At 67.2% G+C, this 20,951-nt stretch carries 15 protein-coding genes; 7 read left to right on the top strand and 8 right to left on the bottom strand.

The window, feature by feature from the left end:
- Positions 1 to 103: 103 nt before the first annotated feature.
- Together ACR9Y6_RS16760 and ACR9Y6_RS16755 are read right to left on the bottom strand one after the other, a co-directional pair.
- The gene (locus tag ACR9Y6_RS16760) at positions 104 to 3,346 is read right to left on the bottom strand and encodes an efflux RND transporter permease subunit (RefSeq protein WP_481282313.1); all 3,243 of its coding nucleotides are present in this window, start codon (positions 3,344 to 3,346) and stop codon (positions 104 to 106) included.
- A gap of 75 nt (positions 3,347 to 3,421) precedes the next feature.
- Positions 3,422 to 4,678 carry an efflux RND transporter periplasmic adaptor subunit gene (locus ACR9Y6_RS16755; protein ID WP_481282312.1) on the bottom strand — a complete coding sequence of 419 codons (1,257 nt, stop codon included), beginning with the start codon at positions 4,676 to 4,678 and terminating at the stop codon, positions 3,422 to 3,424.
- A gap of 366 nt (positions 4,679 to 5,044) precedes the next feature.
- Here ACR9Y6_RS16755 and ACR9Y6_RS16750 point away from each other — a divergent pair, with 366 nt between their 5' ends.
- Positions 5,045 to 5,542, top strand: coding sequence for a c-type cytochrome (locus ACR9Y6_RS16750; RefSeq protein WP_371022551.1), 498 nt, complete (start codon positions 5,045 to 5,047; stop codon positions 5,540 to 5,542).
- Here ACR9Y6_RS16750 and ACR9Y6_RS16745 read toward each other — a convergent pair.
- Positions 5,535 to 6,131 carry an acyl carrier protein phosphodiesterase gene (locus ACR9Y6_RS16745; protein ID WP_481282311.1) on the bottom strand — a complete coding sequence of 199 codons (597 nt, stop codon included), beginning with the start codon at positions 6,129 to 6,131 and terminating at the stop codon, positions 5,535 to 5,537. The genes ACR9Y6_RS16750 and ACR9Y6_RS16745 overlap by 8 nt on opposite strands.
- Before the next feature lie 48 nt (positions 6,132 to 6,179).
- Here ACR9Y6_RS16745 and ACR9Y6_RS16740 point away from each other — a divergent pair, with 48 nt between their 5' ends.
- The 4 genes from ACR9Y6_RS16740 (at position 6,180) to ACR9Y6_RS16725 (ending at position 9,297) form a co-directional block, all read left to right on the top strand.
- Positions 6,180 to 6,878 carry an alpha/beta hydrolase gene (locus tag ACR9Y6_RS16740; protein WP_481282310.1) on the top strand — a complete coding sequence of 233 codons (699 nt, stop codon included), beginning with the start codon at positions 6,180 to 6,182 and terminating at the stop codon, positions 6,876 to 6,878.
- Entirely contained in the window at positions 6,875 to 7,987 is a 1,113-nt protein-coding gene (gene zapE / locus ACR9Y6_RS16735; RefSeq protein ID WP_481282309.1) for a cell division protein ZapE, read from the top strand. The genes ACR9Y6_RS16740 and zapE overlap by 4 nt, the downstream gene beginning before the upstream one ends.
- A gap of 90 nt (positions 7,988 to 8,077) precedes the next feature.
- Positions 8,078 to 8,518 carry a hypothetical protein gene (locus ACR9Y6_RS16730; protein ID WP_481282308.1) on the top strand — a complete coding sequence of 147 codons (441 nt, stop codon included), beginning with the start codon at positions 8,078 to 8,080 and terminating at the stop codon, positions 8,516 to 8,518.
- Positions 8,515 to 9,297: an N-acetylmuramoyl-L-alanine amidase gene (locus ACR9Y6_RS16725; RefSeq protein ID WP_481282307.1), complete on the top strand. Its 783-nt coding sequence runs from the start codon at positions 8,515 to 8,517 to the stop codon at positions 9,295 to 9,297. The genes ACR9Y6_RS16730 and ACR9Y6_RS16725 overlap by 4 nt, the downstream gene beginning before the upstream one ends.
- Here ACR9Y6_RS16725 and ltaE read toward each other — a convergent pair.
- Positions 9,291 to 10,304 carry a low-specificity L-threonine aldolase gene (gene ltaE, locus ACR9Y6_RS16720; RefSeq protein WP_481282306.1) on the bottom strand — a complete coding sequence of 338 codons (1,014 nt, stop codon included), beginning with the start codon at positions 10,302 to 10,304 and terminating at the stop codon, positions 9,291 to 9,293. The genes ACR9Y6_RS16725 and ltaE overlap by 7 nt on opposite strands.
- A 73-nt stretch (positions 10,305 to 10,377) precedes the next feature.
- Between ltaE and ACR9Y6_RS16715 the strand changes: the two genes are divergently transcribed.
- Together ACR9Y6_RS16715 and ACR9Y6_RS16710 are read left to right on the top strand one after the other, a co-directional pair.
- On the top strand, positions 10,378 to 10,893 hold the full coding sequence (locus ACR9Y6_RS16715) for a gluconokinase (RefSeq protein WP_481282305.1): 516 nt from the start codon (positions 10,378 to 10,380) through the stop codon (positions 10,891 to 10,893).
- A gap of 80 nt (positions 10,894 to 10,973) precedes the next feature.
- Positions 10,974 to 12,179 carry an MFS transporter gene (locus ACR9Y6_RS16710; RefSeq protein WP_481282304.1) on the top strand — a complete coding sequence of 402 codons (1,206 nt, stop codon included), beginning with the start codon at positions 10,974 to 10,976 and terminating at the stop codon, positions 12,177 to 12,179.
- Positions 12,180 to 12,343: 164 nt separating this feature from the next.
- On the opposite strand, the gene ACR9Y6_RS16705 is transcribed toward ACR9Y6_RS16710, so the two are convergent.
- From ACR9Y6_RS16705 to ACR9Y6_RS16690, 4 genes are all read right to left on the bottom strand, one after another.
- The gene (locus tag ACR9Y6_RS16705; RefSeq protein WP_481282303.1) at positions 12,344 to 14,740 is read right to left on the bottom strand and encodes a glucose/quinate/shikimate family membrane-bound PQQ-dependent dehydrogenase; all 2,397 of its coding nucleotides are present in this window, start codon (positions 14,738 to 14,740) and stop codon (positions 12,344 to 12,346) included.
- Positions 14,741 to 14,828: 88 nt separating this feature from the next.
- The gene (locus ACR9Y6_RS16700) at positions 14,829 to 16,514 is read right to left on the bottom strand and encodes an AMP-binding protein (protein ID WP_481282302.1); all 1,686 of its coding nucleotides are present in this window, start codon (positions 16,512 to 16,514) and stop codon (positions 14,829 to 14,831) included.
- A gap of 64 nt (positions 16,515 to 16,578) precedes the next feature.
- Positions 16,579 to 18,273 carry a methyl-accepting chemotaxis protein gene (locus ACR9Y6_RS16695; RefSeq protein WP_481282301.1) on the bottom strand — a complete coding sequence of 565 codons (1,695 nt, stop codon included), beginning with the start codon at positions 18,271 to 18,273 and terminating at the stop codon, positions 16,579 to 16,581.
- 158 nt (positions 18,274 to 18,431) lie between these two features.
- Positions 18,432 to 20,900: a family 78 glycoside hydrolase catalytic domain gene (locus ACR9Y6_RS16690; protein WP_481282300.1), complete on the bottom strand. Its 2,469-nt coding sequence runs from the start codon at positions 20,898 to 20,900 to the stop codon at positions 18,432 to 18,434.
- Positions 20,901 to 20,951 lie beyond the last annotated feature (51 nt).

Raw genomic sequence — 20,951 nt, 5'->3', positions numbered from 1 at the left:
ATGGGGCATCCCCTGCCTAACGCGCCAACCGGAAAAAGGTTTCGCCGGGCGGCGAACCGTCCGGCGAAGAGGGGGTATTTCCTTGGGAAGGGGCGATCCGCCATCAGCCCGCGGTCTGCGGTTCGATGCCGTGCGCCAGGGCGCGTCGTCGCTTGCGCTCGGCCAGCCAGTCCGAGAAACGCTCCATGTAGAGATAGATCACCGGCGTGGTGTAGAGCGTGACCAGCTGCGAAAGCAGCAGGCCACCGACGATCGACACGCCCAGCGGCTTGCGCAGTTCGGAACCGATACCGTTGCCCAGGGCCAGGGGCAGCGCGCCGAGCAGGGCGGCGGCCGTGGTCATCATGATCGGACGGAAGCGCAGCAGGCAGGCACGGCGGATGGCCTCCTGTGCATTCAGCCCGGTGCGCTTCGCCTCGATGGCGAAGTCGATCATCATGATCGCGTTCTTCTTCACGATGCCGATCAGCAGGACGATACCGACGATGCCGTCCACCGACAGGCTCATGCCGCACAGGAGCAGGGCGAGCAACGCGCCGACACCGGCCGGGGGCAACGTGGAGATGATCGTCAGCGGGTGGATGTAGCTCTCGTAGAGCACGCCCAGCACGATGTAGATGACGATGATCGAGGCCAGCAGCAGAAGCACTTCGTCACCGACCGAGGACGAGAACTCGGCGGCCTTGCCGATGAACTGGCCACGCACTTCCGGCGGGAAGTTCAGTTCCTTCTCCACCTCGTGGATCGCGTCCACGGCCGACGACAGCGAGTAACCCGGCGCGAGGTTGAACGAGATCGTCACGGCCGGCAGCTGTTGCAGGTGGCTGACCACCAGCGGAGCACTGGTGACCTGGGCACTGGCGAGCGCGGCCAGCGGGATGGTGCCGCCACCGCCGACCTGGAAGCCGACGTTGCCGGTATTGCCGATGCCCGCCGGCGTGGCCGAGTTGCTCGAGGCCACCTGGCCGAAGCTGGTGGCGTTGGAGCCGGTCAGGGCGCCGTTGCCATTGCCGCGCACGGTGAGCTTGTTCAGCAGGTCGGTGCTGGTGCGGTATTCCGGCGAGACCTCCAGCACCACGCGGTACTGGTTGAGCTGGGTGAAGATCGTGGAGATCTGCCGCTGCCCGTAGGCGTCGTACAGCGTGTCGTCGATGGTCTGCACCGGCACGCCGAGGCGGCTGGCGCTGTCGCGATCGATGGTGAGCTTCAGCGCATTGCCCTTGTCGGCGAGGTTGCTGTCGACATCGGCCAGCTCCTCGCGCTTGCGCAAGGCCGAGGTCATCTGCTGCGCGTAACCCGCCAAGGCGGTCGAATCCACGGCGGACAGCGAGTACTGGTATTCGGTGGCGGACACCTGGCTGTCCAGCGTCACGTCCTGCACCGGCTTCAGGTACAAGGCCACGCCAGCGATATGCGAAGCGGCTTCCTGAAGGCGCGGCAGCACCTCGTCGAGGCTGTCGCGGTCGCCGCGATCCTTCAGCACAAGGGATATCTGGCCCTGGTTGAGGGTCGGATTGACCGAGCCCGCGCCGATGAAGGCGGCCACGCCGGACACGGCGGGGTCCTTGCCCAACGCGTCGGCCACGGCCTTCGTGCGCTTCTCCATCTGCGGGAAGGCGACGTTCTGGTCGGCCTGTACGACGGCGGTGATGAGGCCGGTGTCCTGCTCGGGCAACAGGCCCTTGGGGATGATGATGTAGAGCACGACCGTGAGCGCCACCGAAAGCGCCGCGACGGTCATGGTCAGCGGCCGGTGGGCGAGCACCCAGTCCAGGCTGCGGCCGTAGCCCTCGACGATGCGCGACCAGGTGGTGTGCTTGCCGGCGGCCGCGGCGTGTTCATGGGCGTCGTCGGCGTCCGGCAGCTGGTCGGCCTTGAGCAGGTACGCGCACATCATCGGCGTGAGCGTCAGCGAGACCAGCATCGAGATCGCCACGGCGATGGTCAGCACCCAGGCGAACTCGTGGAACAGGCGGCCGGTGACGCCCGGCATCAGCAGCAGCGGCAGGAACACCGCGATCAGCGAGACGGTCAGCGAGAGCACCGTGAAGCCGATTTCCTTCGCGCCCACCTCGGCGGCGGTCTTGGCGTCCTGACCCTGCTCGATATAGCGGACGATGTTCTCGATCATCACGATCGCATCGTCGACGACGAAGCCGGTCGCGACCGCCAACGCCATCAGTGAAAGGTTGTCCAGCGACATGCCGGCGAAGGCCATGACGCCGAACGTGCCCATCAGCGACAGGGGCACGGCCACCGACGGGATCACCGTGGCCCACAGGCGGCGCAGGAAGACGAAGATCACCGCGACGACGAGGCAGATCGTGAGGATCAGGGTGAACTGGACATCCTCGACCGACGCACGGATGGTGATGGTGCGATCGGAGAACACCTGCAGGTGCACATCGGCCGGCAGCACCTTCTGCAGGTCGGGAATGGTCTGGCGGATCTGCTGCACCGTCTGCACGATGTTCGCGCCGGGCTGGCGGCGGATGTCGAGCAGTACGGCCGGCTTGCCGTTCGCCCATGCGGCGAGCTGGTCGTTCTCCACGCCGTCGATCACGTTCGCCACGTCGGACAGGCGCACGGGGGCGCCGTTCTTGTAGCTGATGATCGTGCCCTTGTACTCGGCGGCATCGGCCAGCTGGTCGTTGGTGCCGATGCTGTACGACTGGGTCTTGCCGTTCAGCGTGCCCTTGGGCGCGTTGACGTTGGCCTGGGTGAGCGCGCTGCGCACGTCCTCCATGGTCAGGCCGAGGTTGGCCAGCTGGGCCGGGTTCACCTGGATACGCACGGCCGGGCGCACGTTGCCGGCAATGGATACCAGGCCGACGCCCTGCACCTGCGAGAGTTTCTGCGAGAGGATCGAATCGGCGAAGTTGTTCACGTCGCGCAGCGCACGGCTGTCCGAGGTGAGCATCAGCGTCATGATCGGCGCATCGGCCGGGTTCACGCGGTTGTAGACGGGCGGATACGGCAGGTTGTTCGGCAGGGTGCCGCGCGCCTGGTTGATGGCGGCCTGCACGTCCTGCGCGGCGATGTCGATGTCGCGGTCCATGTTGAACTGCAGGATGATCGTCGACAGGCCCGCCGACGAGTCCGAACTCATCATGTTCAGCCCGGAAATCTGGCCGAAGTTACGCTCCAGTGGCGTGGTGACCAGGGCCGCCATGGTGGTGGCGCTGGCACCGGGGTACTGCGTGGTGACGACCAGGCTGGGCGCGTCGATCTCCGGCAGCGCCGACACCGGCAACTGCCGGTAGCCGAGGATACCGAGCAACAGGACCGCCACCATCAGCAACGAGGTGGCGATCGGCCGGCGGATGAAGAGTGTCGAGAAACCCACGTTCTATTCCTGGTGTCGGGACCTCGCGGTCCGTGGCGGCGCGTCCGTCGTGGACACGCCGCGCGCTAAGCGCTATCAGCCGCGGCGTCCGCCCTGGCGGCCCTGCTGATCCTTCTTCGCCTTCAACTCCTCGGCCGTGGGCGCGGCGGGAACCTGTCCCGGCGCCAGCGGCTGCACCTTCGAGCCCGGCTTGAGGCGGAACTGGCCCTCGGTCACCACCTTGTCGCCGAACTTCAGGCCCTTGCTGATGAGCATGTGGCTGTCGCCCACCTCGGTGGCGGTTTCCACGGGCTGCATCTTGACCGTGTTGTCGCCCTGCACGAGGTAGACGTAGTCGCCATCCGGGCCGCGCTGCACCGCCTGGGCGGGCACGACGAGGCCGTTCTTCACCGTGCGCACGCGGACGCGCGCATTGACGAACTGGCCCGGCCAGAGCTCCGTCTTGCTGTTGTCGAACAGCGCGCGCAGGCGGAACGTGCCGGTGGTGGTGTCGATGGTGTTGTCGATGACGTCGAGCTTGCCGGTGGCCACCACGTGCGCATCGACGCGGTCGAGCGCGGCGACCTCGAGCGGAGTGGCGCCTTCCTCGCGCATGGAGGAACGGACCAGGTCGAGGTTCTTCTCGGGCAGGTTGAACGAGACGTAGATCGGATGGACCTCGGTCAGCGTGACGATCGTGTCCGTGGTGGCGACGATGTTGCCGACGTCCACGGCGCGGATGCCGGCGAGGCCGTCGATCGGCGCGATCACCTTGGTGAAACCCAGCTGCACCTGCGAGGCGCGGATCGAGGCCTGGTCCGCGACCACCGTGGCGACGGCCTGGTCGAGGGTGTTCTTGAGGTTGTCGAGGTCCTGCTTGGACACGTACTGCTGGCCGCCCTTGCTGACCAGGTTCTGCGAACGCTCGAGATTGTTCTTGGCGGTGGCCGCGGCGGCCTGGTCCTGGCGCAGCTTGGCGACGGCCTGGTCGTACTGCGACTGGATGGTGCGCGGGTCGATCTCGGCGATGACATCGCCCTGCTTCACTTCCTGGCCTTCCTGGAAGTTGAGCTTCATCAGCTGGCCGCCGACCTGCGGGCGCACCACCACGGAATTACGCGCCTGGGCGGTGCCGGTGGCGGTGAGGTAGACGGGCACATCCTGGCTGGCGACGGGTACGACCGTGACCGGCACGGGCGGCTGGTCCTTCCCCTGGCCTTCTCCATTGGCCTTGCCTCCCTGGGTCTGGGCTGCGTTCGCACCGTCGGCATGACGCAGCCGGGGAACGACGAATATGCCCGCGATCACCAGAACCACGATGACGGCCAGCGCGATCTTCCAAAAACGCGACATGCAAAACACTCCCAGGATGAATGACCGGACGGGGATACCTGGTCCGACCGGCGCGCCGTGCGCCACGGGGGTTTATACCCCCAAAAGGTGAAAACCCGACGGCGCCAATATAGGTGTAGGTGAACGGCATTGAACAATGCCGGTTGACAGGGGTACAGCATGACTGACGGCACGTCTCCCCGCCGGCCCCCTGGCACGGCACGGGCATGCAGACCGCTGACTCCCGCGGAGGTTCCGTTATACTCGCGAAATTCGACGCCGCATTTGCGGCCGGCAGGCACGCCGGATCCCGGGGAGGGGACGGCACACCCAAATCAGTGGAGTCAATGCGTGAGCGGTTCTCCGAGCAAGTCCGACCAGAACTTCATGCGTCAGTTCTCGTGGCTGACCGCCGGCCTCAGTGTCCTGGCCCTCGTCCTGATGGTTATCGCCTATACCATCTACAGCAACATCCCCAAGGATCAGGACCCGGCCGTCGCCAAGCGTACCGAGGCCCGGATCGCCCCCGTCGGCGGCGTCTATGCCGGCGACACCGGCCGCGCGGCGATGCTGGCCGCCCAGGAAGCCGCCGCGAAGGCCGCCGCCTCCCAGGTCGCCTACGGTGGCAGCACCGATGGCAAGACCATCTACGACAACCTGTGCCACAGCTGCCACACGGCTGGCGTGGCCGGTGCGCCGAAGCTCGGTGACAAGGCCGCGTGGTCCGCGCGCATCGCCCAGGGCATCGCCACCCTCACCAAGCACGCCATCGACGGCTACACCGGCCCCGACGGCAACCACATGCCGGCCAAGGGCGGCAATCCGGCCCTGACCGACGAACAGGTCGGCAACACGGTCAAGTGGATGGCCGACCAGGTCAAGTAAGCGGCGGAAGGCGGGCCACCCACTCCTTCGCGAACACCCGCAGCTGCGGGAAGAACCGCTCGAAGCTGGCCTGCAACATGGCGTCCTCCGCCATCAACAGCGGCATGGCGTCCGCGACGGGGTTGGCCCGGGACAACCGTTGCGAGATACCGCGCAAGGCCTTGGCGATCGCCTCGGCCCGCGCGTAGCCGGCCGGAAGCCCGTTCGCGTCCATGTAACCGAGGAAGCGCTTCAACGCGTCGGGCAACAGCGGACCGGCGGCATGCAACTCCGTGCGCAGGTTCGTCGAGAAATCCTCCAGCGGCGTCGCGGACCAGTGCGCGAAATCGCGCGCCAGGCAATGGTCGAACCACATGTCGAGGAGGATGCCCGCATAGCGGCGGAACGGCGCGGGCAAGCGCTCGCGGACCGCGCGGACCTCGTCGTGGCTGTCGGTGAAGCTGTCGATCGCCCGGTGCAGGTGGATACCCTGGCGGACCCGTTCGGGAATGGCCGGATCAGGCGTGCCGTGCACGAAGTCGCCCATGATGCCGCCCAGGCGCAAGGCCGTGTCGTCACCCGCCAACAAGGCATGTGCGAGGACGTTCATCGCCGGCCTTCGCCGCGAACCGGCCAGCCAGCGGGTATCATGGAGAGCATGAGCGATCTTCTACCTACAGCGCCGGATCACTTCCCGGACGAGAGCATGAGCTTCGCGCTCGCGGGGCCGGCGGGCAAGCTCGAATGCGAAGCCAAGGCCGCCACCGCCGACGTGGCCCGTCACGGCATCGCCGTGATCTGCCACCCGCTGTCCACGGACGGCGGCAGCATGCACAACAAAGTGGTGACCATGATCGAGCGCTCGTTGCGCGAGTCCGGCATGGATACGGTCATCTTCAACTTCCGTAGCGTGGGCAGGTCGGAAGGTGCGTTCGACAGCGGCAATGGCGAAAGCGACGACCTCGCCGCCGTGGTCGCCTGGGCGCGCAAGGTCCGCCCCGGCGCCGCCCTGTGGCTGGCCGGCTTTTCCTTCGGCAGCTACGTGACCCTGCGCAACGCCATCCACCTCGGGGCCGACGCCGTGATCAGCGTCGCACCCCCCGTGGCAGGCCGCGGCTGGGATTTCTCCCAGCTGGAACTGCCCCTGCGCCACTGGCTCGTGGTCATGGGCGACGCCGACGAGATCGTCGAGCCGCAAGCCGTCTACGACTGGGTCGACAGCCTGCCGGAAGAGGTTCGGCCGCAACTGGTGAGAATGGAGGACACCAGCCATTTCTTCCATCGCCGCCTGATGGACCTGCGCGGCGTCATCAAGAACGGCGTGAAGAACTGGTTGCCGGAGTCCCGCGCCGCATGACCTGCACGGAATCGACGCCCGGCGAACGCTACCGGGACGGTATTGCCGGACATCGCTGGGAATCCGATCCGGCCCAGTCGCCCGTCATCGCCGAGTTCGACCGCCTGCATGCGGCGCTGTGCACGCCCGAGCCGGCCGCCGGTGGCCTGTTCAGCCGCCTGCGCAGCATGCTCGGCAACGAGCCGCGCGCCGCCGTGCGTGGCTTGTACCTGTGGGGCAGCGTCGGCCGGGGCAAGACCTTCCTCATGGACCTCTTCGTTTCCAGCCTCGCGCCGGGCCTCGCCCTGCGCCGGCACTTCCACCGCTTCATGCTGGAGGTGCACGGCATGCTGCGCGAGCTTGGCGAGCGGCAGAATCCGCTCGACGAAGTGGCCGAACGCCTCGCCGCGAAATGCCGCGTGTTGTGCCTGGACGAATTCCTCGTCTCCGATATCGGCGACGCCATGATCCTCGCCGGGCTGCTGGACGGCCTGTTCGCCCGCGGCGTCACCCTGGTCACCACCTCGAACACGCCGCCGAAGGGCCTCTACAAGGATGGCCTGCAACGCGCGCGGTTCCTGCCTGCCATCGCGACGATCGAAAAGCACTGCGTGGTCCATGAAATGGTGTCCCCGCACGACTGGCGCTTGCGCGCCCTGAGCCAGGCGCCGGTCTACCTCGTGCCGCCCGGCCAGGAAGCCGAGCGCTCGCTGACGAAGATCTTCATGGGCCAGGCGCAGGGAGACATCGTCGAGGCCGGCTCCATCATGCTCAGCGGTCGCGACGTGCCGGTGCGCAAGCGCGCCGACAACATCGTCTGGTTCGACTTCGCGGCGCTCTGCGAAGGTCCGCGCGCCGTCGCGGACTACATCGAGCTGGCGAAATCGTATCCGGCCGTGATCCTGTCCAACGTGCCGCAGTTCACCGTCTACTCGGAAAACGAAGCCAAGCGCTTCGTGTTGCTGGTGGACGAGTTCTACGACCGCCACGTGAAGCTGGTACTCTCCGCGGCCGCGCCGATCACGGAACTCTACGATGGCAGCAAGGTTCGCGCCGAGTTCGGCCGCACCGAATCGCGGCTCATCGAAATGCAGAGCGAGGACTACCTCGGCCGTGACCATAAACCCTGACACGGCACGGACAGGGCCGGCTGGCCGGTCGTATCGTCGGTCCGCCATGCTTCACCGGCGGGTCTCCCGCGCCATCTGACGAGGTACGCCATGGAACATTGCGAGCTGGTCCCGGGCCGCGGCATCCGCCGCGGCGACACCGACATCTTCTTCGGCATGCCGCGAAAGAAACTTCGCGACATGCTCGGCTGGAAGGCCGGCGGCGAAAACATGTGGGACGACGAGGACGAATACGCCGATGCCGCCGGGGACGAATGGCTGCGGCTGCGCTTCCTCGACGACAAGCTGTGCGACATCGAGGTGCTGGGCGGCCAGCTCACGCACGAGGGCACGGAACTACTCGCCACGACGATGCCCGCCCTGCATGCGGCGCTGAAGAAATCCGGCATGGCGCTGGAAAAAACCGAATGGCTTTCCGAAGGCCACGATTGCGTCGACCTCCAGATCGTGGTGGCATCCAGGGAAGACACCGGGGACGTTGGCGAGGAGATCGCGTGGGTCATCACCAGCAGCGACTTCCGCGTCGAATGACGCGAACGAGGGCCACCGTCGCAAGGCGCATCCGCCTCGCGGCGGTCCTGCTGGCGATCGCCTGTCTTGCCGGCTGCGCCACCGGGCCACGCGTCGCGCCGCAGCGCAGCGCCCTCGCCCACTGGACACCGTCGCCCAACTTCAACGCGCGCAAGGCACAGATCATCGTGTTGCACCACACGTCGATCGGCAACGCCGCGGAAGCCCTGCGCGTGCTGAGCACACGCAACAGCGAAGGCCAGGTGAGCGCCCACTACCTCGTCGAGGCCAATGGCCGCATCGACCAGCTCGTCGACGACAACGACCGCGCATGGCATGCGGGTGCCTCGCGCTGGGGCGACATGACGGACCTGAATTCCTCGTCCATCGGCATCGAGATCGACAACGATGGCGAGTCCCCATTCACCCAGCCGCAGATACAAGCGCTGGTGAAACTGCTGGCCGATCTCACCACGCGCCTCGGCATCCCGCGCGAAGCGGTGGTCGGCCATGGCGACATCGCGCCCGGCCGGAAGAACGACCCGAGCGTGCGGTTCCCCTGGGCGACGCTCGCCAGCTACGGTTTCGGACTGTGGCCGGAGCCGAACCCGATCCCCGCGCCGCCCGGCTTCGACAGCCTCGCGGCGATGCGCCTGGTCGGTTATGACGTATCCAATCCGCGCAATGCGATCGTCGCCTTCCATCGCCACTACCGCGCGATGGAAACCGACACGCTCGATCTCACCGATGCCGCCCTTCTCTATTCTCTGCAACGCAAGCTGATGGCGCCCCGTCAGTAATCGAACGAAGCGAACGCGGCGATCGTCCGTTCGATGGCCGTGTCGTCGATGTCCAGGTGCGTCACCAGGCGGATCGACGGAAGATAGCCGATGCTCAGTCGTACGCCGTGCGCGGACATGTGCGTGGCGAGGTCCTTCAAGCGTGCGGGCGGCACGTCGACGAAGACCATGTTCGTATGGCAGCCCTTGACCTCGAGGCCATCGATCCGGCGCAAGCCGTCCGCCAGCCGGATGGCGCGCGCGTGGTCGTCGGCCAGGCGTTCCACATGGTGGTCGAGCGCGTGCATGGCCGCCGCGGCCAGCATGCCCGCCTGCCGCCAGCCACCGCCGGCCACCTTGCGCCAGCGACGCGCGCGGTCGATCAGCGCCACGCTGCCCAGCAACACTGAGCCCACGGGCGCGCCAAGTCCCTTGGACAGGCACACGGACACGCTGTCGAAGCCCGCCACGACCTCGCGGGCCGGACGGCCATAGGCGATCGCCGCGTTGTAGAGACGCGCGCCGTCCATGTGCAGCCCGAGGCCGCGCCGTGTCGCCAGTTCGCGCGCGGAGGCGAGGTAATCGAACGGAAGGACGCGGCCATGCCAGGTGTTCTCCAGCGCCAGCAGGCGGGAGCGGGCGAAGTGCGGGTCGATCGGCTTGATCGCCGCCTCGACCTTGTCCAGGGGTAACGTTCCGTCGGCGTCCTGCGGGATCGGCTGTGGCTGGATCGAACCCAACACCGCCGCACCGCCGCCTTCGAAGCGATAGGTATGCGCATCCGCGCCTACGATGTACTCGTCGCCGCGCTCACAGTGGCTCATCAGCGCGAGCAGGTTGCCCTGGGTACCGGTGGGCACGAATAACGCCGCGGCGAAGCCCAGGTCGGCCGCGATGCGGTCCTGCAAGGCATTGACCGTGGGGTCCTCGCCGTACACATCGTCACCGACCGGTGCACGCGACATCGCCTCGCGCATGGCGTCGGTGGGCCGGGTGACGGTATCGCTGCGCAGGTCGATGGTTTCCATGGCATGGGTTCGAGAGGGACCAGCCAATGATGGTACGCGATGCCGTTCACGATTCCGTGGCCCGAAAGACGGCATGCTTCAAGCCATGATCACGATCGTCATGGGTGTTTCCGGCAGTGGCAAGAGCACGATCGGCACCGGCCTGGCGGCACGGCTGGGCCAGCCCTTCGTCGACGGGGACCACCTGCATCCGCAAGCCAACCGCGACAAGATGGCCCGGGGCATACCGCTCGACGATGCGGACCGACAGCCCTGGCTCGCCGCCATCGTGGGGGAAATGGATCGCCACCGGCGGCAGGGCGAGTCGCTGGTGGTGGCGTGCTCGGCCTTGAAGCGCCGCTATCGCGATTTCTTGCGCGACGGACACGACGACGTGAGGTTCGTCTACCTGCATGGCTCACGCGAACTGCTGGCCGAACGCCTCGGACACCGGGCGGGACACTTCTTCGATCCGGCGCTCCTCGACAGCCAGTTGGCCACGCTGGAGGAACCCGGCGACACGGAGGCCATGCGCGTGGAGATCGGCAAGCCGCCGGCCGAACTCGTCGAGTGCATCATCCGCGCGGATTGCCACGGTCCGCAGCCGTAGACCCATCGCCATCACGCCGGCAGTGGCCGCGTCGCCCCGCCCGTGTTCTCATATTCGCTCCCCTCCCCCCAGGAAAGCCCATGCAAGCCCCCGTCGACGCGGCGCTGGACGGCCGCCGCGCGGACACGACCGTCTATGGCGTGATCTTCGCGATCAGCTTCTGTCATCTGCTCAACGACATGATGCAGTCGCTGCTTCCGGCCATCTATCCGGGCCTGAAGACCGACTTCCAGCTCGACTTCGGCCAGATCGGTCTCATCACGCTGACCTACCAGATGACCGCGTCGATCCTGCAGCCACTCATCGGCCTCTACGCCGACCGCCGTCCCACGCCGCTCGCGCTTCCCGGTGGCACGCTGTTCTCGTTGTTCGGCCTGCTCGTGTTGTCGAAGGCGCACGCCTACCCGTTGCTGCTCGCCGGCGCGGCGTTGCTGGGCATGGGTTCGTCGGTCTTCCATCCTGAATCGTCCCGCGTGGCGCGGATGGCCTCGGGCGGCCGCCACGGTCTCGCGCAGTCGCTGTTCCAGGTGGGTGGCAACGCCGGCCAGGCGCTGGGCCCGCTCGCCGCGGCGCTGGTCGTGGTGCGTTGGGGACAGTCGAGCCTGGCCTTCTTCGCGCTGCTCGCCTTGCTGTCCTGCGCGATCCTGTGGAACGTCGGCCAGTGGTATCGCCACCATGGCCTGGTCCGCCTGACGAGCAACGCCGGCAAGCACGCGCAACTCGCTCCACCCACGCGGGAGGCGCGGCGTGGCATCGCCGTGCTGCTCGCGCTGATCTTCTCGAAGTACGTGTACCTCGCCAGCCTCACCAGCTACTTCACGTTCTACCTGATCCATCGCTTCGGCGTGTCGGTGGAGAACGCGCAGTTCCACCTGTTCGTCTTCCTCGGCGCGGTGGCGGTGGGAACGGTGCTCGGCGGCCCCGTCGGCGACCGCATCGGACGCAAGCGGGTGATCTGGTTTTCGATTCTCGGCGCCCTGCCCTTCACCCTCCTGTTGCCGCACGCCAGCCTGTTCTGGACGGCACCGCTCACCGTGGCGATCGGCTTGATCCTGGCCTCGGCCTTCCCCGCGATCGTCGTCTTCGCACAGGAGCTCGTGCCAGGCCGTGTCGGCATGATCTCCGGCCTGTTCTTCGGCTTCTCGTTCGGCATGGGCGGCCTGGGCGCGGCGGTGCTCGGCGAGCTGGCCGACCACATCGGCATCGAGGCGGTGTACCAGGTGTGCGCCTTCCTGCCCCTGATCGGTTTGCTTGCGGCACTGCTGCCCAGCCCCAAGCGAGGCTAGGAGTACCCAGCCAGCCAGGACAACCGAAACCCCGGTGAGAGCCTGCCTTTTGTGGGAGCCGACTTTGTCGGCGATGGGTGCTTGCCTCAACCTGGCCCGCTGCCGCGGGATCGCCGACAAAGTCGGCTCCCACAAAAAGGTCGGCTCCCAGCTGTTACATCTGCTTACTTGGGCAGCGCGTAGGCGATCACCCAGTCGCCTTGCTTGGTGCCTAGCGAGCCGTGTCCGCCTGCCGTCACCAGCAGGTACTGCCGTCCGTCCTTGTCCGCATAGGTCATCGGCGTGGCCTGGCCGCCGGCGGGAAGGCGCGCCTCCCACAGCTTCTTTCCGGTACGCACGTCGTAGCCGCGCACGTAGTAGTCCAGCGTGCCGGAGAGGAAGGTGACGCCGCCTGCCGTGGTCACCATGCCGCCGAGGCTCGGGACGCCGAGCGGCATCGGGATCGGCAACGGTGCGCTGTCGACGATGGTGCCGTTCTTGTGCCGCCACATCATCTTGCCCGTGCGCAGGTCGACGCCCGCGACGTAACCCCACGGCGGGGCCTGGCACGGAATGCCCAGCGGCGAGAGGAAGGCCGACAGTTCGATGCCGTAGGGAATGCCTTCGGCCTTCTTCACGCCTTCGGTCTCGCTCTTGGCGGGGCCGACTTCCATCTTGGCCAGCACGTCCTTCGGGATGAGGCGCGACTGGAAAGCCATGTAGCTCGGATTGATCAACATCAACTGGCGCGTGGGATCCACCGACACGCCACCCCAGTCGAAGACGCCGAAGTTACCCGGGAAAACCAGCGATCCTTGTTCGGAGGGCGGCGTGAACATGCCTTCGTAGCGCAACGAACGGAAACGCACGCGGCACCAGAGCTGGTCCAAGGGCGTCGTGCCCCACATATCCTTCTCCCGCACGTCCGGTGGCGCGAAATTGAGATCCGATAGCGGCTGCGTCGGTGCGGTATGGTCGCCCGCCACGGCACCCTGCGGACGTGGCACTTCGCGAATGGGAACGATCGGCGTGCCATCGCGCCGGTCGAGCACGTACACGCTGCCCTGCTTGGTCGAGGCCACCAGCGCGGGTTTCACGCCTTGGGCGGTCTGCAGGTCGACGAGGGTCGGCTGGCCGCCGATGTCCATGTCCCAGAGATCGTGGTGGGTGAACTGGTAGTTCCACCTCACCTTGCCGGTGGCCACGTCCAGCGCGACGATGCCCGCGCCGTACTTCTCCGACGTGGGCGTGCGACCGCCACCGAACTGGTCGGGCGTCTGGTTTCCCATCGGCAGGTAGACGATGCCGAGGTTCTCGTCGACGCTGAAGAGCGACCAGACGTTCGGCGAATTGCGGGTATAGATGCCGCCGGGGGCGATCGGAGCCGTGGCGTCGGGATTGCCCGGGTCCCAGTTCCAGACGAGGTGGCCGTCGTGCACGTCGTAGGCACGGATCACGCCCGAGGGCTCGTTGGTCGATTCGTTGTCGGTGACATGGCCGCCGATGATGACCAGGTCCTTGGTCACCGCCGGCGGCGAGGTGGAGTAGTAGCCACCCGGCGTGAACGGACCGATGTTCGTGCGCAAATTCACCGTGCCGTGATCGCCGAAGTCCGCGCAGGGCTTGCCGGAATCGGCGTCGATCGCCATCAGGCGCGCGTCCGCCGTGGGCAGGAACAGGCGGCGGGGGCAGGTCGCCGAGGCGGTGGATGCCGTCGCGGTCGCCGCGTACTTCGCATCATCGTGGTACGACACGCCACGACAGGTCATGTGTTCCCAGTGCTTGAATCCGACGGGACTCTGGATCTTCGGATCGAACTCCCAGCGCTTCTGTCCCGTTGCCGCATCCACCGCGATCACGCGGCTGTGCGGCGTGCACAGGTAGACGGTGTCGCCGATCTTCAGCGGCGTGTTCTCGGAGGTCGTTTCGGTCGGATCGTCGGGCCCCGGGGTATCGCCCGTCTGGATCTTCCAGGCGACCTGCAACCGCCCCACGTTATCCGGCGTGATCTGCGTCAGCGGGGAGTAGCGCTGGCCGAACGGCGAGCCACCGTAGTCGGTCCAGTCGCCGTCGGGCCGTGCGGCGCGGTCGCCTTGCGGCCCCGCGACGTCGGCCATGGGCAATTCGCCCGACAGGTCGTGATCGGAATGAAGGGCTCCCGCCATGCCCACCAACGCGACGATCAACAGCGAGACGAGCAGGAACCCACCACCGGTATGCCGGGAGGTTTCGTATAGGCTGTCCCGGTTGAGGCCGCGGCGCGGCCAGGGCAGCAGGAGCCACAAGCCCAGCACGAACCATACGTCGAGGCGCGGAAGCAGTTGCCACCAGTCCAGGCGCACTTCCCAGACCGACCAGGCAGCGGTGCCGATCAGCAGGAGGCCATAGAGGGGCACGGCCAGCCGCACGCGGAACAGTAGCAAGGCCGCGACCACCAGGGTGATCGCGCCCGCGACCAGGTAATAGGCGGAGCCGCCGAGGTTGACGAGCCGTATGCCACCCAGCAGGGTCGCGGCACCGAACAACGCGAAGAGGAACGCCGTAAACAGCGTAGCGGGATGGTGTCTCCTGACTCGATTCACATGCGCCTCTCTGGTGTCCTGAGCCCTCCCTCCCGGCTAGCGTGGAGAGGGGGGCGTGAATCCAAGGTAGAGAACGGGGCCGCCGGGCCTATCTTTCCTGCCCGACCTTCCCGGACAGTTCCGCTTCCATCATCTCGCGCATGAGGTACTTCTGCACCTTTCCGGTCACGGTCATCGGGAATCCGTCCACGAAGCGGACGTAGTGCGGCACCTTGAAATAGGCGAGGTGCCGCCGGCAGTAGTCCTGGATCGAGCCCTCCGTGGCCGTCGCCCCGTCGCGCAGGCGGATCCACGCGCACACCTGCTCGCCCAGCCGGTCATCCGGGACACCGAACACCTGCACGTCCTGGATATCCGGGTGTCCGTAGAGGAATTCCTCGATTTCGCGGGGATAGATGTTCTCGCCACCACGGATGATCATGTCCTTCAGGCGGCCCACGATGGTGCAATAGCCCGCGTCATCGAGGACCGCGAGGTCGCCGGTATGCATCCAGCGCGACGCGTCGAGCGCCAGCCGGGTATGGTCCTCGTCACCCCAATAGCCGCGCATCACGGAATAGCCGCGCGTCAGCAGCTCGCCCGTGGTACCGCGCGGAACGACCCGCCCCGCCTCGTCCACGATCTTCACTTCCACGTGTGGATGGATGCGTCCCACCGTCGACACGCGCAGTTCGAGCGGATCGTCCGGCACGGTCTGGAAACTGACGGGGCTGGTTTCGGTCATGCCGTAGGCGATGGTCACCTCGCTCATGTGCATCTCGCGCACGACACGGCGCATCACCTCGATCGGGCATGGCGAACCGGCCATGATGCCCGTGCGCAGGCTCGACAGGTCGAACTCGCGGAAGCGTGGATGCTCGAGTTCGGCGATGAACATCGTCGGCACGCCGTGCAGGCCCGTGCAGCGTTCCTCCGCTACCGTTTCCAGCGTGGTGAGTGCGTCGAAGCCCTCGCCGGGGATCACCATGCACGCGCCGTGCGTCACGCAGGCGAGGTTACCCAGGACCATCCCGAAGCAATGGTAGAACGGCACGGGGATGCACAGCCTGTCGTCCTCGGTGAGGCGCATGGCTTCGCCGATGAAGAAGCCGTTGTTGACAATGTTGTGATGCGTGAGCGTCGCGCCCTTTGGCGCACCCGTGGTGCCGGAGGTGAACTGGATGTTCACCGCGTCGTCGAACGACAGCTCCGCCTCCACCGCCGCGAGGCGCTCCCGCGCCGCGTCGTCCGCCGCGATATCGCGCCAACGCAATACACCGGGTGCCGCTTCCCCGTCGAGCAGGATCACGTGGCGCAGGTCCGGCAATGCCGCCGCGCGCAATCCGCCAGGCGGGGAGGTATCCAGCTCCGGGGCGAGGCCACGGAGGATGTCCAGGTAGCGCGACGACTTGAAGGCGCGCGGCAGGATGAGCGCGCGGCAACCGACTTTGTTCAGCGAGTACGCCAACTCGTGCGAACGGTAGGCGGGATTGATGTTGACCAGGATCAGCCCCGCCTTCGGCGCGGCGAATTGCGCCACCACCCATTCGGCACGGTTCGGGGCCCAGATGCCGACGCGGTCGCCGGGTTCCAGGCCCAGCGCGAGAAGGCCGGCGGCGACGCGCTCGACCTCGGCGTGGAATTCCCGATAGGTCCAGCGGACGCCCTGCTCGCGCACCACCAGCGCCGGCCGGTCCGGCCAACGTGCGGTGACGCGATCGAGCAGGGCCCCGACCGTCTCGCCGAGCAGGGGTGTGGGGCTCGCGCCGTGCACGTAACTCGCGGCGTGGTCCATGTGCTTATCCTCGTTGGGGCTTCCATCCGAGGATAAACAATGTGCGCCGGGACGTGCGCCCTTGTCAGGCGAACTCGGTCCAAGCGGCGGCGTCCGTGGCGGGCGCCGGGCGATGACCGAAGCTGAGGTCGTGCGCGGCATGCTCCACCGCGGCAGGCGAGGTGTCGCGGCCGCCTCCACCGCCTGCCTCGGTGTCGACCGTGAAGAACGCCACCTGGTCGCGCAACGACCTGGCCTGGTCCTGCATCGACTTCGCGGCGGCGGCGGCCTCTTCCACCAGCGCGGCGTTTTCCTGCGTCACCTGGTCGATCTGCGCGATGGCGAGGTTCACCTGGTCGACACCGGACGACTGCTCGGCACTGGCCGCGGCGATCTCGGCGACGATGTCGGTCACCTTCTTCACGCTGTCGAGGATGTCGCGCAGCGCACCCGACGACTGTTCCACCAACACGGCACCCGCGTCGACACGCTCGCCGCTTTCGACGATGAGCCCCTTGATCTCGCGTGACGCCGCCGCGCTGGATTGGGCAAGGCGGCGCACTTCCGTCGCCACGACAGCGAAGCCGCGACCCTGTTCGCCCGCACGCGCCGCCTCCACGGCGGCGTTCAGTGCCAGCAGGTTGGTCTGGAAGGCGATGTCGTCGATGAGGCCCACGATGTCGCCGATGCGACGGCTGGAATCGCCGATCTGGCGCATGGCCTCCATCGCCTCGTCGACGACGGCGCCACCTTTCTCCGCCGCGTTGCGCGCGTGCCGCGACAAGCGGTCGGCGGCCAGGGCGTTCTCCGCGTTCTGCTTCACCGTCGCCGTCATTTCCTCCATGGATGCCGCGGTTTCCTCCAGGCTGGAAGCCTGTTCCTGCGTGCGCTGGGAGAGGTCGTCGTTGCCGCGCGCGATTTCGCTGGAGGTGGTGGAGACGACATGCGCGCCTTCCTGCACTTCCGTGACGATCGAGGCCAGGGTGCCGCGCATGCGTTCCAGCGCGCCCAGCAAGCTCTCCGGCGCGAACGCCGCCGCGCTATCCGCGCGAAGGTCGCCACCGGCGATACGCCCCGCGATCTCCACGGCGTCGCGCGGCTCGCCACCCAGGCTGCCGCGGATGCTGCTCATCGAGAACCAGACGATCGCCAGCGCCAGCAGCGCGATGAGGCCCGACTTGATCAGGTCGCGCTCGAGCTGGGCCTGGAACGCGGCGTCGATGGCGTCGAAGTAGGCGCCCGACACGAAGTGCAGGTCCCATGGCTTGTACCAGGCCGAGAAGCTGATCTTGTCCTTCAGCTCCTTCGTCTTGGGCATGACCTGCGTGTAGCGGGTCATGCCCTGGCCGGCCTTCGTATCGGCGGCGAGCATCGCCTCGTAGTGGTGGAAGCCCTTGCCGTCGACATCGTCGCGAATGTTCTTGCCGATGTCGTCATGCCGCAGCGGATGCATGCGCATCGTCAACGACGAATCGAACGCGAACACGTAGCCGGTATGGTTCGCCCAGCGCATCGCCTCGATGTCCCGCAGCGCGCTCACCCGCGCCTCCAGGTCGCTCAGCTCACCCTTCTCCGCACGCGCGTGATAGGCGTCGGCGATCGCCATCGCCGCCGTCACGTGCTGTTCGAGCGTGTCCTGGAGCGCGTGCATCTGCACGCCACGGCTTTCGATGCCCGCCATGATCGTCTGCGCCAACAAGCCGGCCACGACCACCGTCGTCACCATCCACACCCGCGTGTTCAGCCGCGTGCGGCCGAACCATTTTTCCACTGCCGACATACTCGTCACCCTCGATTTCCCCGTGCAGGATTTATCGGCGGTGGAGTGCAAGACTTTACGAGGGGTATGTGAAGACGCTCACGGGGCAGTCAGGGTGTGCCGCCCCGATCCCAGCACCGTCTCCGGCGACCCCGGCAGGGCCACCACCGCCTCGGTGCCTACCGGCACCACGATATCCGCCTCGACCTTTCCCCCACCTTGCGCCATGCCACGGACGCTTCACCGTAGGGCGTCATGACCGACGCCGACGCGCGGCCCAGGAAGGTCGTGAGGGTCGGCCGCACCTCGAAACGGCGCCATCCCGGCGCGAGTGGCCGCAGGCCCGCCACGTCGCCGTACAGCCAGTCGTCGATCGTGCCCAGGAAGTAGTGGCCCCGCGAGCGCGAGGCCAGCTTCCAGTGTTCCCACAGGCTGGTGGCGCCGTTGGCGCGCCAGAAGCCCCAGCTGGGGAAGGTGGTCTGGGTGGCGATGGCCCAGGCCTCGTCCGCGTGGCCGGCGGCGGTCAACACCGGCAGGAGCGGCTTGGTCGCCAGCGCGCCGGTATCGAGATGGTCGCCGCGCGCCTTCGCATCGGCCGCCACGCCGGCCGCCACGCGCGCCTCGAGGTCGTCGGGCACGAGGCCGAAGGCCAGGGCCAACAGGTTGTGCGCCTGGCGGTAGCCGCTGTCTCCTTCGCCACGATAGCGGGCGGCCGCGCGATCGAGGAATCGCTCGTTGAACGCCGCGCGCACCTTCTCCGCGCGGACATCGAACGCGGCGGCGGCGGACGCGTCGCCGACAAGCCGCAGCATCGTCGCCGTCGCACGTTCCATCCCGTACAGATAGGCCGTCGCGGCGACACGCTTGTCCTCCGGCGCGTTTTCGCCGCCCGGATCGGTTTCCGGGCTGACCCAGTCGCCCAGTTCCGTGGTGGCGATGCCGTCCGGCGAACGCGCATCCTCCATCGCCACGTAACGGGCGATGCCCTGGATGTGCTCCTCGATCGGGCGCCGGTCCCCCGCATACATCCACAACCACCATGGAATGAACACGTAGGCCGAATGCCAGGTGGGCGCACGTACGTCGCCCCACCCGGGATTGGGCGCGATGAGCAACGGCGCGCCTTGCGCGTTGCGTGCATCGGCGATGTCGCGAAGCCACTTCGCCAGCAACCGATCCGCGTCGAAATTGCGCAGGAACATCTCCGCGCCCAGCATGCCGTCCCCCGTCCAGCCGTTCTTCTCGTACATCGGTGTATCGGTGGGGATGCCATGCAGGTTGTTCAGCATGGTGTCGACGGCGGCCCGGTGTATCCAGTTCAACAACGGATTGTCGCTGTCGAAGCGGCCGGTCACCGCCACATCGGTGTGCACCACCTGCGCGGCGACGGCGTCGGCGAGCGGCTTGCCACCGGGCCAGCCCTGGACCTGCACGTAGCGGAAGCCCTTGTACGAAAAATGCGGATGCCAGCGGACCCGGCCGCCGTCGAGCGTCAGGCGGTCGGTCTGGAATCCCTGCTTGAAATAATGGTGATCATCGCGCGCGTCGACGGTGCCGTCGGGCAGCAACTTCTCCCCGTAACGCGCGACGATCGTCGTGCCCGCCGAACCACTCACGTCGAACCTCGCCCATCCCGCCATCACGCGGGGAAACGCGAATACGTAAACCCCCGGCACCGGCTCGGTGACGGCCGTCGCGGCGACGGTGTCCACCACGCGGATCGGCTGCTCGGTCTGCGCGACGAGCTTTCCCGCCGGCGCCGGCAGTTCCGCCGCTGGTGACCATCTACGTGGCGTGGCGAGACGCGCATCGAACACCTCACCGCCGTACAGGTCGTCCGACCGCGTCGGCCCATCGGCCACGCGCCAGCTCGCATCGCTGACGATATCCTCGACACGGCCATCGACATGGCGGATGCGCAGCAACGCGCGCATCCGCGGACGGCCATGCCACGGCGCCCGCTCCCAATGCCATACGTTCGGATTGGTGAGTCCGTAGAAACCTCGCCCCAGTTCGGCGCCGAGCGTGTGTTCGCCGGGGGCGAGATCGACCTCGTTCGCCACCACTTCCACGCGCTTCCCGTAATCGGTGAAGCCAGGGCCGAGCACGGCGTCGCTTACCGGCTTGCCGTCGATCGACACATCGGCATAACCCCCGGCGGCGATGTACAGCGTGGCGCGCGCCACGTCGCCATCGACACGGAACGTCTTCCGCAGCATGGGTGCGGGAAGCGTGTCGTCGCCCTTGCCGATCCAGCGTGCCCCGTGCCAGCCCGCTTCGTCCAGCGCGGTATCGAAGTACGAGGCCACGCTGGCGTCGCCGTCGGAGGTGTGGACGTCCGCGCGCCACTCATAGCGTTCGCCGGGCGCCAGCGGAGGGCCGGCGTATTCGATGTCGAACGGACGTGCGCCGACGACGTCGCCACTGTCCCAGATCGTCGCGCCCCGATGCGTCACGACGAGGCGATAGCCGGTCTGCACGGTGCCATTCGTATCGCTGCGCACGATCCACGAGAAACGTGGCCGGGCCACGTCGACGTAGCCCGGGGTATCGCCACGTTCGACGCGCGGCATGGTGAGGCTGACGGCGGCATGGGTAAGCGGTGCGGCGAACAGCAGGACGCCGGCGAGACGGGAGAGAACGGGCAACGGACCTTCCTTCCGCGGAGAACGCATGGGAGCATATCGGCCAGCCGTGCT

Source organism: Luteibacter sp. TLI7-4A, from assembly GCF_056754745.1.
Note: the sequence above shows the minus strand (reverse complement) of the source record. Positions and strands in the feature narration are given on the sequence as shown.

Bases quoted from the DNA above. Each gene is read 5' to 3' on its own strand.
- ACR9Y6_RS16700 (WP_481282302.1), bottom strand. From the start codon at position 16,514: ATGGACCACGCCGCGAGTTACGTGCACGGCGCGAGCCCCACACCCCTG.
- ACR9Y6_RS16750 (WP_371022551.1), top strand. From the start codon at position 5,045: ATGCGTCAGTTCTCGTGGCTGACCGCCGGCCTCAGTGTCCTGGCCCTC.
- ACR9Y6_RS16740 (WP_481282310.1), top strand. From the start codon at position 6,180: ATGAGCGATCTTCTACCTACAGCGCCGGATCACTTCCCGGACGAGAGC.
- ACR9Y6_RS16695 (WP_481282301.1), bottom strand. From the start codon at position 18,273: ATGTCGGCAGTGGAAAAATGGTTCGGCCGCACGCGGCTGAACACGCGG.
- ACR9Y6_RS16755 (WP_481282312.1), bottom strand. From the start codon at position 4,678: ATGTCGCGTTTTTGGAAGATCGCGCTGGCCGTCATCGTGGTTCTGGTG.
- ACR9Y6_RS16725 (WP_481282307.1), top strand. From the start codon at position 8,515: ATGACGCGAACGAGGGCCACCGTCGCAAGGCGCATCCGCCTCGCGGCG.
- ACR9Y6_RS16745 (WP_481282311.1), bottom strand. From the start codon at position 6,131: ATGAACGTCCTCGCACATGCCTTGTTGGCGGGTGACGACACGGCCTTG.
- ltaE (WP_481282306.1), bottom strand. From the start codon at position 10,304: ATGGAAACCATCGACCTGCGCAGCGATACCGTCACCCGGCCCACCGAC.
- ACR9Y6_RS16710 (WP_481282304.1), top strand. From the start codon at position 10,974: ATGCAAGCCCCCGTCGACGCGGCGCTGGACGGCCGCCGCGCGGACACG.
- zapE (WP_481282309.1), top strand. From the start codon at position 6,875: ATGACCTGCACGGAATCGACGCCCGGCGAACGCTACCGGGACGGTATT.
- ACR9Y6_RS16715 (WP_481282305.1), top strand. From the start codon at position 10,378: ATGCTTCAAGCCATGATCACGATCGTCATGGGTGTTTCCGGCAGTGGC.
- ACR9Y6_RS16730 (WP_481282308.1), top strand. From the start codon at position 8,078: ATGGAACATTGCGAGCTGGTCCCGGGCCGCGGCATCCGCCGCGGCGAC.